Origin of the sequence: Companilactobacillus pabuli (assembly GCF_014058425.1) — a bacterium.
Taxonomy (GTDB): Bacteria; Bacillota; Bacilli; order Lactobacillales; family Lactobacillaceae; genus Companilactobacillus; species Companilactobacillus pabuli.
The window spans coordinates 1443199-1457558 of record NZ_CP049366.1; the positions used below are offsets into that span (position 1 = coordinate 1443199).

16 protein-coding genes are annotated in these 14360 nt (G+C 34.4%); 6 read left to right on the forward strand and 10 right to left on the reverse strand.

The features are described 5' to 3' along the window. The first annotated feature begins 141 nt into the window (after positions 1-141). Positions 142-1332: a hypothetical protein gene (locus tag G6534_RS07040; RefSeq protein ID WP_059073531.1), complete on the forward strand. Its 1191-nt coding sequence runs from the start codon at positions 142-144 to the stop codon at positions 1330-1332. Between the two features lie 41 nt (positions 1333-1373). Here the strand turns inward: G6534_RS07040 and murC are convergent, their stop codons facing one another. Genes murC through G6534_RS07055 form a run of 3 tightly spaced genes read right to left on the reverse strand, consistent with a single transcriptional unit; the run spans position 1374 to position 3700 of the window. Beyond that, positions 1374-2705 (reverse strand): UDP-N-acetylmuramate--L-alanine ligase, encoded by a 1332-nt coding sequence (gene murC, locus G6534_RS07045; protein ID WP_182082538.1) that lies wholly within the window; start codon positions 2703-2705, stop codon positions 1374-1376. A gap of 13 nt (positions 2706-2718) precedes the next feature. Continuing rightward, positions 2719-3351, reverse strand: a complete 633-nt coding sequence (gene ytpR, locus G6534_RS07050; RefSeq protein WP_059073530.1) for a YtpR family tRNA-binding protein — start codon at positions 3349-3351, stop codon at positions 2719-2721. Positions 3352-3373: 22 nt separating this feature from the next. Then, positions 3374-3700 (reverse strand): thioredoxin family protein, encoded by a 327-nt coding sequence (locus G6534_RS07055; protein WP_059073529.1) that lies wholly within the window; start codon positions 3698-3700, stop codon positions 3374-3376. A 123-nt stretch (positions 3701-3823) separates the two neighbouring features. On the opposite strand from G6534_RS07055, the gene G6534_RS07060 reads away from it, so the two are divergent. Beyond that, positions 3824-4138, forward strand: a complete 315-nt coding sequence (locus G6534_RS07060) for a hypothetical protein (protein ID WP_010019335.1) — start codon at positions 3824-3826, stop codon at positions 4136-4138. 22 nt (positions 4139-4160) lie between these two features. On the opposite strand, the gene trmB is transcribed toward G6534_RS07060, so the two are convergent. From trmB to G6534_RS07075, 3 genes are read right to left on the reverse strand one after another with little or no spacing between them, the layout of a single operon-like run. Next, positions 4161-4802 carry a tRNA (guanosine(46)-N7)-methyltransferase TrmB gene (gene trmB, locus G6534_RS07065; RefSeq protein ID WP_059073528.1) on the reverse strand — a complete coding sequence of 214 codons (642 nt, stop codon included), beginning with the start codon at positions 4800-4802 and terminating at the stop codon, positions 4161-4163. Between the two features lie 14 nt (positions 4803-4816). Further along, positions 4817-6034 carry an ABC transporter permease gene (locus G6534_RS07070; RefSeq protein ID WP_059073527.1) on the reverse strand — a complete coding sequence of 406 codons (1218 nt, stop codon included), beginning with the start codon at positions 6032-6034 and terminating at the stop codon, positions 4817-4819. Beyond that, a complete protein-coding gene (locus G6534_RS07075; protein ID WP_059073526.1) occupies positions 6034-6768 on the reverse strand; it encodes an ABC transporter ATP-binding protein in 735 nt (244 codons plus the stop codon). Before G6534_RS07075 ends, G6534_RS07070 begins: the two co-directional genes overlap by 1 nt. A gap of 90 nt (positions 6769-6858) precedes the next feature. Here G6534_RS07075 and G6534_RS07080 point away from each other — a divergent pair, with 90 nt between their 5' ends. The 4 genes from G6534_RS07080 (at position 6859) to G6534_RS07095 (ending at position 9375) form a co-directional block, all read left to right on the forward strand. Next, entirely contained in the window at positions 6859-7287 is a 429-nt protein-coding gene (locus G6534_RS07080) for an HIT family protein (RefSeq protein WP_010019331.1), read from the forward strand. 2 nt (positions 7288-7289) lie between these two features. Then, complete coding sequence (locus G6534_RS07085) at positions 7290-7583, forward strand: hypothetical protein (RefSeq protein WP_059073525.1); 294 nt, start codon at positions 7290-7292, stop codon at positions 7581-7583. 106 nt (positions 7584-7689) lie between these two features. Further along, positions 7690-8589 (forward strand): peptidylprolyl isomerase PrsA, encoded by a 900-nt coding sequence (locus G6534_RS07090; RefSeq protein WP_059073524.1) that lies wholly within the window; start codon positions 7690-7692, stop codon positions 8587-8589. Between the two features lie 324 nt (positions 8590-8913). After that, positions 8914-9375 (forward strand): universal stress protein, encoded by a 462-nt coding sequence (locus G6534_RS07095; RefSeq protein WP_059073523.1) that lies wholly within the window; start codon positions 8914-8916, stop codon positions 9373-9375. Positions 9376-9433: 58 nt separating this feature from the next. Here G6534_RS07095 and G6534_RS07100 read toward each other — a convergent pair whose 3' ends face one another. The 4 genes from G6534_RS07100 to G6534_RS07115 are packed head-to-tail and all read right to left on the reverse strand — an operon-like array spanning position 9434 to position 14357. Further along, positions 9434-10372, reverse strand: a complete 939-nt coding sequence (locus tag G6534_RS07100) for a 3'-5' exoribonuclease YhaM family protein (protein ID WP_059073522.1) — start codon at positions 10370-10372, stop codon at positions 9434-9436. After that, the gene (locus tag G6534_RS07105) at positions 10365-12794 is read right to left on the reverse strand and encodes an AAA family ATPase (protein WP_059073521.1); all 2430 of its coding nucleotides are present in this window, start codon (positions 12792-12794) and stop codon (positions 10365-10367) included. The genes G6534_RS07100 and G6534_RS07105 overlap by 8 nt, the downstream gene beginning before the upstream one ends. 2 nt (positions 12795-12796) lie before the next feature. Next, on the reverse strand, positions 12797-13957 hold the full coding sequence (locus G6534_RS07110) for a metallophosphoesterase family protein (protein ID WP_059073520.1): 1161 nt from the start codon (positions 13955-13957) through the stop codon (positions 12797-12799). Positions 13958-14015: 58 nt separating this feature from the next. Beyond that, positions 14016-14357, reverse strand: a complete 342-nt coding sequence (locus G6534_RS07115) for a YlbF family regulator (protein ID WP_010019322.1) — start codon at positions 14355-14357, stop codon at positions 14016-14018. Positions 14358-14360: the final 3 nt, after the last annotated feature.

Consider the following 14360-nt stretch of genomic DNA (forward strand, 5'->3'; position numbering starts at 1 on the left):
TTAATTGTCAAAATAATCAAATTATTTTATTCATAATTGTACTTTTTGTAACATAAGCAGTTTTTCAATTGATTTATTAGTCAAAAGAACATAAATTTTGCGGTAAGAATTTAAATAAAAATTCTTGCAGGAGGAAATAATATGACCTATTTACTTTCATTTACCATAATTATGATTTTCTTATTGATTGGTGAATGGGTATCAGCTGCCACAAAAGCCTTTGTTCCTTCAATTTTTATTACAGCCGTACTCTTTACCATCGGCTACTGGACAATTCTTCCCAAAAATGTTGTCCCGCAAGCCTCATACACCACCCAATTCGTTGGTGTTGCCATGTCGCTATTATTAGTTCAAATGGGAACATTAATGAATTTAAAAGAACTATTTAAACAATGGAAAGCTGTCTGCATCGCTTTACTTGGTGTCGTTGGAACCTTGATTTTGACCTTATCCATCGGTTCACTGCTTTTCAATTGGAAAACGGTTATAGCTGCCGTTCCTCCATTAACGGGTGGTATTGTTGCCGCCTTATTGATGACCAACGGTTTAAAAGCTGCCGGTATAACTACCCTAGTAGCCTTACCAGTTTCAATGTTCATCATGCATTCAATGATTGGTTATCCACTGACATCAGTCCTATTACGAAAAGAAGGTCTTCGATTAACTAAAATCTATCGAAAGCAAAAAGATGATCCAAATTCTGAAGCCGTCAAAATTGTTCAGCAGCATCAAACTTCAGAAAAACGACAAAAATTATTGATCAATTTGCCTACTAGATACCAAAGTCCAATTTTTATTATCGCCAGAGTCGCATTAATAGCACTTTTAGCAAATTGGGTTGGAATCTTAACTCATAATGTCATTAACGCCAACGTAATTTGTCTAGTCTTTGGTGTCATAGCTCATCAAGTGGGATTCTTGGAAACCGATGCCTTAAATAAAGCTAAAGTCTTCAATTGGTTGATGTATGGTTTACTAGCTTACATCTTCTCGCAACTAAGTTTAACTACTCCACAAATTATCGGAAAAATCATCTTACAAATTGTTGTCTTGATTCTATTAGGGATTTTGGGAATGTTCATTGCCTCATTTATTTTAGCTAAACCTTTTGGAATGAGTCGTGAAATGGCCTTTGCTTGTTCTTTAACTGCACTATTTGGTTTCCCAGCCGATTTTATTTTGACTACAGAAGTTTGCCACACGATTGCACAAAACCCCGATGAAGAAGCATATTTGACAGAAAAGATTCTACCTAAAATGTTAGTTGGTGGCTTTGCGACTGTATCTGTTGCTTCAGTCATCATCGCTTCAGTCTTCTTAAAATTACTCTAAAAAAATCCTCCAATTCGATTTTTGAATTGAAGGATTTTTTATTATTGTTGATTAGGATTTAAAGTACTTAGCAATTGTTCATAAGCTGTTTCATACTTTTGAACATCACCGGCACCCATGAATATCATTACTGTATTGTGATATTCCAATAATGGTGACATGTCATCAAGTGTTAGAACATTACCACCCTTATGAATCTTGTTACCGAGATCTTTACTTGTAATATCACCATGTGCTTCACGAATTGAACCAAAGATATTAGTCAAGTAAACTTCATCTGCCAAATCTAGTGATTTAGCAAAATCATCCATCAAGGCCAAAGTTCTTGTATAAGTATGTGGTTGGAAGACTGCAATAATCTTCTTATCTGGATACTTTTGTCTAGCAGCATCAATAGTTGCTTTGATTTCTTGTGGATGGTGAGCGTAGTCATCGATGATAACTTGATCAGCAACTTTCTTTTCGCTGAAACGTCTCTTAACTCCACTGAAAGTTTGTAATTCACGGTTAATCAAAGAGTGGTCAAGATTTTCCATATGACCAACACCGATAACGGCTAATGAATTCAAAACATTGTGTTCACCAAATAGTGGAACTTGGAAGTTACCAATATTTTCACCATTGATAGAAACATCAAATGATGAACCTTTAACGGTACGTTTGATGTTTGTGGCACGAATATAATCTGATTCATCTAAACCATAAGTATAAATTGGTGTATCGGCTTTGATTGATTTGGCGTGCTTGTCTTCACCCCAAATGAAAATACCTTTCTTAGTCTTTCTAGCTTCAGATTCAAAAGCATCAACAACATCATTGATACCACCGAAGAAGTAATCTGGATGGTCAAAGTCAATGTTAGTGATAATTAAGTAATCTGGTGAGTAAGCTAAGAAATGACGACGATATTCATCAGCTTCGAAAACAAAGAACTTAGCATCTTTGATTCCTTTACCTGTACCATCACCGATTAAGTAAGAAGTTTTAGCAATACCACTCAAAGTATGTGCTAACAAACCTGTAGTACTTGTCTTACCGTGAGAACCGGCAATACCGATAGAAGTATAATCTGAAACTAATTTACCAACTAATTCTGGATATGTAATTACTGGTAAATGCATATCATTAGCTTTTTTAATTTCTACTTGATCATCATTAAAAGCGTTTCCCTTAACTATTGTCAAACCTTCATGAATGTTTTCTTCATCAAAAGGCAAAATTTTGATTCCTGCTTGTTCAAGACCACGTTGAGTAAATGTATATTTATCAATATCTGATCCTTGAACTTCATATCCGAGGTCTTTAAGAATAAGTGCCAAAGCACTCATTCCTGTTCCTTTAATTCCAACAAAATGATAGACTGTATTTTCCATAATAGCTCCTAATCTAATCGAACAAATTCTTTGCTGCTTCAAAATCAAATGCTTGTCCGGCTTTACCATCATCAAGCACTAAAATTCCACGTTTTTGTGGTGCATTAGGAATACCCAATTCTCGAGCAGAACAAATCATTCCAAAACTATCTACACCACGTAATTCACCAGGCCAAATTTCGGCACCAGTAGGCATTACGGCACCAGGCAAAGCAACAACAACTAATTGTCCTTGATCAATGTTTGGTGCACCACAAACGATTTGAACTGGCTTATCAAAGCCAACATCAGTTTGAGTAATGTGCAAATGGTCTGAATCAGGATGTTCTTTGATTGCATCAACATGTCCAATTACAAACTTTGGACTATTGTCAGCTTCCAACTTATCAGAAAAACCTGCTTGTTCAAGAGCGTCATTTAAGACTGCCACTTGTTGTTCGTCGAGATATACTTGACCGGATTCATTTTGAATTCCGAGTTTTTCTCCGAGACCAAAGAAGTTAAAACCAATTGCTTGGTCATCTTCTTCGTTAAAAATTCGTACTACATTATCTTTTTGAGTAGTGTTTTGAGTTGCAACATCTTCTTGTGTTTCAACGAGCAAAACATCCCCTAAAACATCTGGATTATAAAAGCTTAATAGCAAGTTTTTTCCCTCACTTGATTAATTATTTGTTAACTACACTGTTAATAAAGGTCTCAACTTCTTCTTTAGTTTTTCGATCTTTATTTACTAGTCTACCAATTTCTTTGCCATTTTCAATAATAACAAAGCTAGGAATGCCCATAATTCCTAATTCTTGAGCAATTTCCATGTTATTATCACGGTTGAAACTGATCCAATCAAAATCTGAGTACTCTTTTTCTAGTTCTGGAAGCTTTGGTTCGATAAATTTGCAATCTGGGCACCAGTCAGCGTGGAAAAATAAGATATACTTACCTTCCTTAGTTACTTCGTGCCAATCTTTTACACCATAGTCTTCAAATGTTTTCATGTTATTCACCTCATAAATAAGATACTTTTTATTTGTTAAACGGTCAATTAAGTGCTCTTACGCTCAAGAATGATATATAATAGTGGTAATATATCAGTAAATCGAAATCAAGGAGTGATTTTTATGAGTAAAAAAGGTATCGGTTCATTAATCGTTGCTGGTACTGTACTAGCTGCCGGAGCAGCCGCAACAGTCTTAGTAAAACACCATCTAGATAGCGAGAAAATTATTGACAAAGTTAAGTCCGTTTTGGGCGAAGATAGTAAAGTCATCGGTTCATGGGTCGAACCATTCTACCAAAGAGTAGATGTTAATGGTCGTGCTACTTGGGGAATCGTTGGTGGCGTAACCACAATGGATGACTTTGATGTTGCCCAATATCACTTCATTGCTGATGCTCTAACCGGCGAATTGCTTAACATCAAAAAAGTACAATAAATTAAATTAATAAAACTAAACTTTAGAAATGGGCTTTCAGGTAATTGATCCTGAAGCCTTTTTTTGAGAACTTTTCTTCATATTCAGTTTCAATATTGTTTTGATTGAGTGCTTCATCATTGTGAAGGTCTAATGAGATTTCATCAAATTTCATCCCATAGTTATTCATACTGATCAAAGAATACTCGAACAAGCCTTGATTATCAGTCTTAAATCGCAAGTTACCTTCATCTTTTAAAATATATTGATATTGTTTCAAGAATGACTTATAAGTTAATCGACGCTTTTCATGACGAGTCTTTGGCCATGGATCAGAGAAGTTTAAGTAAATGCCTGATATTTCATCTTCAGCAAAGTATTCTGATAGATCAGCACCATTAGCTAACAACAATTGCAAGTTGGGTAATTTTAACTCAACTTGCTTTTTTAGTAGCAAGGCAATGGCACCTTCTTGAACCTCCATTCCAATATAGTTATTTTGAGGGTTTTGCTTAGCCAATTCAGTAATGAATCTTCCCTTACCGGAACCTACTTCGATAAACAAAGGTTGTTCTTTTTCAAAACGAGATTGCCATTTGCCAGGCATATTTTCCGGCTGAATGGAAATTAGGTCTAAGTTGTCATTGATCATATCCTTAGCCCAAGGTTTGTTTCTTAAACGCATAAATAATTACTCCATTAATCTAAATATTTTTTTAATTGTCTTGGCATGTAGAAATAGTTGACGAAGAACAAGACTGCTAAACCAGCCACGATGATAATCAAACTATTGATACTGAACCCAAACTTATATAATACTGCTAATGCACTGATAATCCATTGAATCAATAAAATAAACGTGCTCAATTTAGTAAAATCATTGATTTTAGTCTTACCACTGATAGGATAAAGCCGTTGCATAAGGTTTTGCATAACTTCCTTAAAGTAAGGTTTCAACTGGAACCCAACTAGGTAAATAAATAACATTTCTACTACTAATGAGATATAGAAGTTATCAATCAAAGCCAACATAATAGCTTGAATAATCGTTAAACGCAAGAATAATCCAATATACTCGTTATTTCTAACAAAACCTCTAGCAAACAAGTACAAATAAGTATTGCTACTAATTGGTTTAATTGATTTATATAAACCATCTAACCACTTGCGACGTTTAATTTTACTATTAACACCAGGTACATCAGTGAACAAGTTATAGAAACGCTTGATACGAAACATTCGTTGATTTTCAGTTTCAATTGCATATTTCCATTGCAGCTGTCCACTAGTCTCAAGTGTTTTTGTACGAGCATTCAAATAAAGGTAAAAGACTACTCCTACAATAATCATCAACCAACTGAAGAAATAGGTCGAAATTATTAATGACACTAATAACAACAAATTAGAAACTAAACGCATACTTGTATTGCCAAATTTAGCTTGGCCATATAATTCCATCAAGTTGACATTCAAAAATCCTAATTTATAAATTATTAAACCAATGGCTACAACGACAATATCTAAGACTTTCATCCCACCTGCACGAGAGGCAAATGCTGACAATAAGAAATTGACCAATACTAAAGTTACGATTGGTACAAAAACACTGTAATTCTTTGCTGCTTTAAAGTATTTATAAAATTCTTTTTCTTTAACTAGCAAGAAAGTACTATCTGGGTCTTCCAATAAGGTAGCAATACCACCTACTTGAACTGCTAAAAATAGCAAAACAATCACAATTGGTTTACCCAAAATAATTGGTCCACTGATAGTCCCTAATAAATTAGAATACCAAAAGCCTAAGGCCCCTATCAAAACGATAAAAGCTAACACAAAATTATCGTTAAAAATCAATCTGAGATACTTGAATTGATTAAGTTGATGTCTTCTTAATCTTTCATTCCAAAGTTTTAACATTAGAGATCCTCATTTGACATCTTGAGATAAATATCATCAAGATTAGAATCTTTTTGCATGTTGAATTTAGCCTTCAATTGATCCAAAGTACCATCAGCACGCACTTGTCCGTGATTGATCAAGACGAACTTATCAGCATGGTTTTGCACAGTAGCTAACACGTGAGTTGACATCAAAACTGAGCATCCTGCTTTTTTCTTAACTTCAACAATATTTAATAAATCATTGACTGCCAACGGATCAAGTCCTGTAAATGGTTCGTCAATGATAAATAAACTAGCATCGGTCATAAAGGCACAAACAATCATAACCTTTTGCTTCATACCTTTAGAGAAATTCTGTGGGAACCAATCCAGTTTGTTGTCCAAACGAAATGTTTTTAACAACTTATTCGCATTTTCCCACGTTTTATCTCGATCAAGGTCATAGGCCATTATCGTTAAATCGATATGCTCTCTTAGAGTCAATTCAGGATAAAGAATTGGCATTTCCGGCACATAGGCAATCTTTTTACGATACTTTTCTACATCATCATGCAGACTAATACCATCAATCAAAATTTGTCCACCACGTGGATTCAATAAGCCGATGATATGTTTGATAGTTGTTGATTTACCAGCACCATTCAAACCAATCAAGCCGACGACCTGACCACTTTCAACTGTGAAGGTTTCTTTTTTCAATACTGATACTTGACCGTACCCTCCGGTCAGTTCTTTTACTTCTAAAGTCATGGATTAAACCACCTGTTATCTGTTTTTAATATGTGTATTATGATAGCATTATAGTAAATCTAATGCTGTTTTTTGAAAGGAGATTTTTACATGGATGATTGCGTCTTTTGCAAAATAATTAACGGAGATATTCCTAGTACAACAATCTACGAGGATGATGATATCAAGGCTTTCTTTGACATTTCTCAAGTAACGCCTGGTCACACGCTCGTAGTTCCTAAAAAACATGTCAAAGACATTTTTGCCTATGACGAAGATTTGGCAGAACGTGTTTTCAAGAAGATTCCTATGATTGCTCGTGCCATCAAGGCTTCTAACCCTAAGATCATTGGGATGAACATTTGTCAAAATAATGGTGAGATTGCTTATCAAAGCGTTATGCACTCACACATCCATTTGGTACCTCGTTATTCTAAAGATGATGACTTCTCAATGCATTGGGGAGACAACACTGGTTTAGCAAGTAATGAAGAACTCCAAAAGCGTGCTGACAATATCAAACAACACTTGGAGGCTTAATAATGAAATTCTTTACAGGATTTGTGATTGGAACTGTTTCAGGAATTGCTCTTGAACTATTTCAATCAAAAGACGCCACACCTAGTGTTAATGATACCAAGATATTTAAGAATATAAAAGATTTTAAAGATATATTAGCTGATTTACAGAAAAATGCTGCTGTGGTACCAGAAGTAATGTCTGGAATTCAAAAAGATATTGCCGACTACTCTACTAGCATCAAACCTGATGTAGACGAATTGCAAAGTTCAATCGCCGAAATGAAAGAAAATCTGGCTAGTTTCAAGCAAAATTAGCCTAAATTATGAATTTTTTGTGATTTTTTCAATAAATGACAAACTATTCCTGATGTTTTATGGTAGTCTTTTCAATTGTAGACATATTAATTAAGGATGTGTAAAGATGAATAAACGTTTAACTAAATGGATCTTAGCTATTGCTGGTCTATTTATGATAACAGTTGTTGCTGGATGTTCTGGTAACAAGACTGTTGCTACTCTTAAGGGTGGAAGAATTACCCAAGAAGAATACTACAAGGAAATGAAGAGTTCTTCATCAGGTAAACAAACTCTCCAAACTATGATCATCACTAAAGCTCTTGAAGATCAATATGGTAAGGATGTTTCCACAAAACAAGTTAACAAAGAATATAACAAGTACAAGAGTCAATATGGTTCATCATTCAGCTCTATTCTTCAACAAAATGGTATGACAACTGCCCAATTCAAGAAGAATATTCGTACTAACCTTCTTACAAAAGTTGCTTTGAAGAAGAATAAGAAAGTTACAAACAAGGATCTTAAGAAGGAATGGAAGAGTTACCAACCTAAGATTCAAGTTGCTCAAATCCTAGTAAGTAAGAAAGCTACTGCTCAAGAAGTTATTACAAAACTTCAAAACGGCGAAGATTTCTCAAAACTTGCTAAAGAATACTCAACTGATTCAGCTACAAAGAACAAGGGTGGTAAGTTAGCTGCCTTCGATAACGATAGTACAAGTGTTGATACTGACTTTAAGACAGCCGCATACAAGCTAGACAAGGTCGGCGATTACACAGATACACCAGTTAAAACAAGTTATGGTTACAGTGTTATCAAACTTCTTAAGAAACCTGCTAAGGGTAAGATGAGTGATCACACTGCAGAACTTAAATCTAAAATCTATGCTTCATGGCTACAAGATTCAACTGTTATGCAAAAAGTTGTTTCAAAGGTCTTGAAGAAGGCTGATGTTTCTATTAAAGATAGTGATTTGAAGGATGTTCTTTCAGGATATGTTTCATCATCATCTTCTAAGAAATAATAGATAAAAAAATAACGTTGAATTTCTTCAGCGTTATTTTTTTTGCAATATTTTTTTATTTTTATTCATAACTAGGAACAAAATGTTTTCTGAACTTTAATCTAAATTTATTTATTTTCATAATAAATTCTTCTCTTAAAACCTGACCTAGCATAGGAAGTTTAGTTTCTTTAACTTTAATATCCAAGTTGTCTACTTTTCTATATGTCATTATTACAATGACATACTAGCTATCCTCTTGTAACCTAACGTATTTTATGCTTGTCATATCAACGTTTTCAGGTATTATATGAATTGTAAGACGTTTTTAAAAGGAGGATGTTTATGGATTATCAAGAATTCAATGAACCATTGGTATACCGTCGTATCCTTTTAACAGTTGATGAGGATGACAATGAATCTACCATAAAAGCTTTTCGTTTTGCCACTACTATGGCACATGACTACGATGCACGTTTAGGTATCGTTTCCGTGCTAGAAAGTGATGATATTAATATTTTTGATTCACTAACTCCCGCAAAGTTAAAAGAAAAACGTAATGAATTACAAGCTGTTGTTGATAATTACGTCAAGATGGCTGAAAATTTAGGTTTAAAAAAAGTTGATCCATTAGTTTATGATGAGGGCGACGTTGACGATGTAATCGTTGATCGTGCAATTCCTGACTTTAAACCCGATTTGATTGTCACTGGTGCTGATACTGCTTTGCCACACTCTAAAATCACCGCTACAATCGGACCTCGTTTAGCGAAAAAAGCCCCGGTTTCAGTAATCGTTGTCAGATAAAATTAAAAAATCCTCGTTGAAATGCGGTACAAAACTACATTTTAACGAGGATTATTTTTTAACTATGTTTGTAAAATGAACGATTATCCAATCCAAAGACACGTTCAGAGAATTTACCATTCTCCGTCTTATCCAAGGCCTTAGTAATCATATTAATTGAAGCATCCATCATATCAATATTATGCAACACTTCAGCTTCCAACAATTTAGGACGTTCTGGTGAACCATATTCCAACAAGCCATGGTGTGACAAAATCATATGTCTTAATAAAATCATGTCTTCGCTATCTAGATTAATATCCATATCAGTCGCTGCTTTGACAATTTCTTCATCCACAATCGTAATGTGACCAAGCATATTACCTTCAAAGGTATATTCGATATCTAAGCTACCAGATAACTCAATAATCTTACCGAAATCGTGTAAACAAGCTCCAGCAAGTAAGAGTGCTCGATTAATTTGTGGATATTGATCAGAAATACTTTCAGCCATTCTCACCATACTCAAAGTATGATATGCCAATCCGCCTTGAAAATCGTGATGATTACTCTTAGCAGCTGCACTAGTGAAGAACCGATCGTGATACTTTTTGAATAAATATCTGACGATTCGATTCCAAGCTCCATTAGTAATTTGCAAAAATACATCGTCAAATTCATTTTCCATGTCAATTTGCTTCATTGGTGCTGTCTGGACGAATTGCGACATATCGACCGTACTAGGATCCAATAAGCCTAGACGTGTGATATTGACTTGTGGTTTACCTTGATAAACATCTCGACGGCCTTCTAATTGTACTACTGCTCCCACATGAAATCGCTTGGCATCTTCCTCGCTGGCATCCCAATATTTGCCAGGGATTTGTCCTGACTTATCCTCAAAAACTAATGATAAAAAGTTCTTTCCATTTTTTGCTAAACGAAAATCAGAGCGTTTGATAATTACTTCCAAGCTCATATTCTCGCCCTTATTGAAATCTATTATATGTTTAGGCACTAATATTTCCCCCCAAAGTCAAAATATGTTCTTGTGAAACAGATGCTGGTTTATTAGCAGTTACGTAAATAACTTGATTAGTTTTAGCGATTTCTTGAATCAATTTAAAAACATTCTCTGTTCTAGAGACATCGAAATCGACAAAAGCATCATCAATTAAAATTGGCAATTTAATTAAATCAGAAATTTCCGTTACAAAAGCTAATCTTAGGGCCAAATAAAGCTGAATCGTTGTGGCCTTTGACAATTCATGAACATCAAAACGAATCTTGTTTGCACTTAATACCGTCAAATTTTTTTGATTAAAATCAATTCTTGAATAATTATCATTAGTCAATAAAGCAAAGTACTCAGCCGCTCTTTCTAACATCTTAGGATAGCGATTCTCTGTTGCTACATTCAACATATTCCTAATCCATTCACTAGCCAATCTCTTAGAGACCCATTCGTCGTAGTTCTCTAAAATATCTTGTTTATTTTGAGCTAATGCTAAAACTACTCGTTGATAGTGATTATTATCATAAATTTGTTGCATTTGTTCCTTTAATGAACCTATTTGACGATTCAATTCGTTGTTCTTCTCAGTTAAAGAACTTGCTTGCTTAGTAACCGCTGCCAACTTTTCAATCAATGATTGGTGCGTTGGATAAGCTTTTAAAGACTCCAGATCTCGTCCCAAGAAATCCTTATCTTGTTTGATTTGGTCAGTAACTTTTTGATTTTGAATTTGTTGAGTATGTAGTCTCATAAATTCATCCATATTAAGTGCATGATATTTTTGAAGAACTGCAAAGATTTCATTATTCAATTCATTCAAGCGTTGATTTCTTTGCTCATCCATCTGTTTCGTAGCAGCTTGGTTCTTTTGTTCCAAATCGGCTTTTGCGTTGATGGCATCCAAACGAGCAAAATATTTTTCTATTTGTTCATTATAATTATCATCCTTATAGGAACTATCCAAAACGTCTAGTTCTATCAAAATCTTTCGCCATTTATTTAAGTCGATCTCAATGCCTTTGATTCCATCGATTAAACCTTTTTGCGTACCATGGAAATTATCCAACGCTATTACCGTACCTTGTAGGCCAATAATATTTTCACGTGAAATATTGGCATAACCTTTTTGTTTAATAAATGGCAAATTATTCAAATCCGGTTGACTGCCAGATTGATTCTGATACCAATACCAAACTCCACTAGCAATTGCAGCAATAATCAAAATTATTTTGAGCGGATTATTTACTACTAAGGCTAAAATAACTGCCACCACACAAATCAATAAGAATATATTATTATTGTTGTTCTCTGCAGGCGTCATTTGATCAATCTCCTCACCTGTCAAAGGCAACATATCCTCTGAAAGATCCGGATGATTTTTAAATAGTTGGTCTACCTGAGTATCTACTCGTAATAACTTGGTATTCATATCATCCCGATGAAATTGTAGATTTTGCAATTCAAATTTTTGATTACGAATATAATCCAAGCGGGTTTGATTCTGATGGTAATTCTTTAAAATTTGTTTTTCAACATTATCTAAATTAGAAACCTTGCTTGTAGTAGCGGTATCCTTTAACGTGCTTAATTCCTGGTTTGCTTTTAAAACGGTCTCCCAATCAGTGTTACTAATAACTGCTATTTCATTTTCGGGATCATTTTGTTGTTGAAGTTGATCGAAGCGATACCACTTCTTGTCTAAATTACGCAAATCATTTTCAGATTCGGTGGCTTTTTTCAAAGAAACAGCGTTATCATCAAAATTCTTTTGTGTCTTTTCTAACTGTTGCTTTACTCGTTGATAAGCTACTTGTTGGTTCTCAATTTCTGATTTCTCCTCTAAAAGCTCTTTACGCTTCTTTAGGTTCACGACCAAAGGCTGCTTTTGCCCTCTTGGCTTATAAAGATCATCAGCATCATGTGACAACTTGTCAGCTACCTTCAGCCATTCCTTACTACCCACGGCACCAATTGACATAACTTCGGTCTCTAATTGTTGTTCATCCAAGCTGTAAATTGACAAAATGTTTTTATCATCAAAAACATGAGTATTCTCGAAATCTTCTTTAGTGAAGTTACCAACGATTTGTTTAAGTGATTCGTTAGTAACTAATTGGTCATCATGAAAAATTGATAATTCTCCGTCACCTTTGCCATCAACTCGGCGAACCGTCCAATAACTTTGATCTGGTGCCAAAAATAATAATTCACCACCATAGCGACTACCATTTTTGGGCTTGTATTGTAAGTACTTATTATCTCCTCTAGCTGATGCAAATCCAAAGAGAATGCTTTGGATAAAATTCAAGAGCGTTGTTTTTCCAGCTTCGTTAAAACCAAAAATAACTTGATAATCTGAGGCAAAGTTAAATTCTTGGTCGATCCATTTACCGAAACCGTATATTTTTGCTTTAACTAATTTCACGATTATTCTCCAGTATATTTTTGATTAATTGTATTCTTTACTAATTCGGTAATATTTTTCAAAAAATCACGATCATTGATGTGATCTCGGATAATGCCTTCAGCATATAATTTGCTATCTAGATCTTTGATTTTGTCTAAATCTAGTGTTTGACTTTGAGCTTGTTTCCAGTATTTTTGATCAATTTGAGATAGTTGTGGATTGTCATTAAATTTCAAGATGATTTTATATAAAATACTTGGCGTATCCACATTTGCAAAATGATGCTGCAATTCATTGCGCTTGATAGTTTTAATGACATCATCAGACAAATTTTGAGCGTTATTAATTGTTAAAGTCAGCAATGTATCTGCTTGATTCAAACTATCAGTAATTTTAGTTATCAACTTATCAATCGAATCATTTTTAACATTTAATTCTACTTTATTCCACGTATAAACGCTGCTCTTAACAAATTTCAATTTAGTCAATTGATTTTCAACTGTTACTATATAAAATCCCTTAGGAGTAGTTTCATTCTGATTACGGCCCTGAATATCACCTGGATAGACGATTGCCGGACTATCACATAAAACCTCTCGTTTATGAATATGACCTAATGCCCAATAGTCATAACCTTTTTGAATTAAATCATTGATCTGAAATGGTGCATAATTGTCATCGCCAACGCCAGCATGCAAGATTCCAATTTGATAATCGAAATCCCCACGACTCGGGTAATTCTTAACGACCGCTTGATTGATGTGTTGTTGATAATAACTAAAACCAGTGATCCCAACTTTTACGCCATCACTGGACATCAAAGTTTCAGTCGAAACGTCTTGTCCAAAAATATGGACATTTTCAGGAAAGTTAACTACAGCAAAATTATTACGATAATAATCATGATTACCGTAAATCAAATAGACCGCGATGCCGGCTTGTTTTAGTTTCTCAAACTCATCGCGTAAAAACATTTGTGCTTTCAACGAACTGTCGGTATCGTCAAAGATATCTCCTGCCAAAATAACAAAATCTACTTGCTCCTTCAACGCCGTACTAAAAAGATTTCTAGCAGCTTGATAAGTTGAGTCTTGCAGTTTCTTTTGTAATTTTTTGGAAAAGTCATTAATACCGACAAATGGCGTATCTAAATGTAAATCTGCTGCATGTAAAAACTTCATTTCTGCTCCCCTGTAAAAGAAAAGGACTTGAGCAAATTACTTAAGCCCTAAGTCCTTATTATTTATCTTGATAAATTTCTGCGATAGGCTTTGAAATAATCTTATTCAATTCATCCATCATAGAATTCATCTTTTGCTCTTTTTCCATTAAGTTTTGGATTTCACTGTAATTTGAAAGTTGGTCTGTAAGTTCACGCATTGCCTTAATGTCGTCGTCTGTAATTTCTTGACCTTGCATTTGTTTTTGTTGTAATTCAAATTGTTTGTTTTGAACTTTATCAAAAAGTTTGTATGCCAAGTCATTAGCCTTAACAGCTTCAAAAGCAAGCTTTAATTCAGCAACTTCAGTTGTCTTTCTTAAGTCTTGTTCAAGTTGATTGGCGCTATCGTAAATGTTCATATA

Excerpts from the sequence above, each read along its gene's own strand:
- G6534_RS07040 (WP_059073531.1), top strand. The coding sequence starts at position 142 with ATGACCTATTTACTTTCATTTACCATAATTATGATTTTCTTATTGATT.
- murC (WP_182082538.1), bottom strand. The coding sequence starts at position 2,705 with ATGGAAAATACAGTCTATCATTTTGTTGGAATTAAAGGAACAGGAATG.
- G6534_RS07055 (WP_059073529.1), bottom strand. The coding sequence starts at position 3,700 with ATGAAAACATTTGAAGACTATGGTGTAAAAGATTGGCACGAAGTAACT.
- G6534_RS07060 (WP_010019335.1), top strand. The coding sequence starts at position 3,824 with ATGAGTAAAAAAGGTATCGGTTCATTAATCGTTGCTGGTACTGTACTA.
- trmB (WP_059073528.1), bottom strand. The coding sequence starts at position 4,802 with ATGCGTTTAAGAAACAAACCTTGGGCTAAGGATATGATCAATGACAAC.
- G6534_RS07070 (WP_059073527.1), bottom strand. The coding sequence starts at position 6,034 with ATGTTAAAACTTTGGAATGAAAGATTAAGAAGACATCAACTTAATCAA.
- G6534_RS07075 (WP_059073526.1), bottom strand. The coding sequence starts at position 6,768 with ATGACTTTAGAAGTAAAAGAACTGACCGGAGGGTACGGTCAAGTATCA.
- G6534_RS07080 (WP_010019331.1), top strand. The coding sequence starts at position 6,859 with ATGGATGATTGCGTCTTTTGCAAAATAATTAACGGAGATATTCCTAGT.
- G6534_RS07085 (WP_059073525.1), top strand. The coding sequence starts at position 7,290 with ATGAAATTCTTTACAGGATTTGTGATTGGAACTGTTTCAGGAATTGCT.
- G6534_RS07090 (WP_059073524.1), top strand. The coding sequence starts at position 7,690 with ATGAATAAACGTTTAACTAAATGGATCTTAGCTATTGCTGGTCTATTT.
- G6534_RS07095 (WP_059073523.1), top strand. The coding sequence starts at position 8,914 with ATGGATTATCAAGAATTCAATGAACCATTGGTATACCGTCGTATCCTT.
- G6534_RS07110 (WP_059073520.1), bottom strand. The coding sequence starts at position 13,957 with ATGAAGTTTTTACATGCAGCAGATTTACATTTAGATACGCCATTTGTC.
- G6534_RS07115 (WP_010019322.1), bottom strand. The coding sequence starts at position 14,357 with ATGAACATTTACGATAGCGCCAATCAACTTGAACAAGACTTAAGAAAG.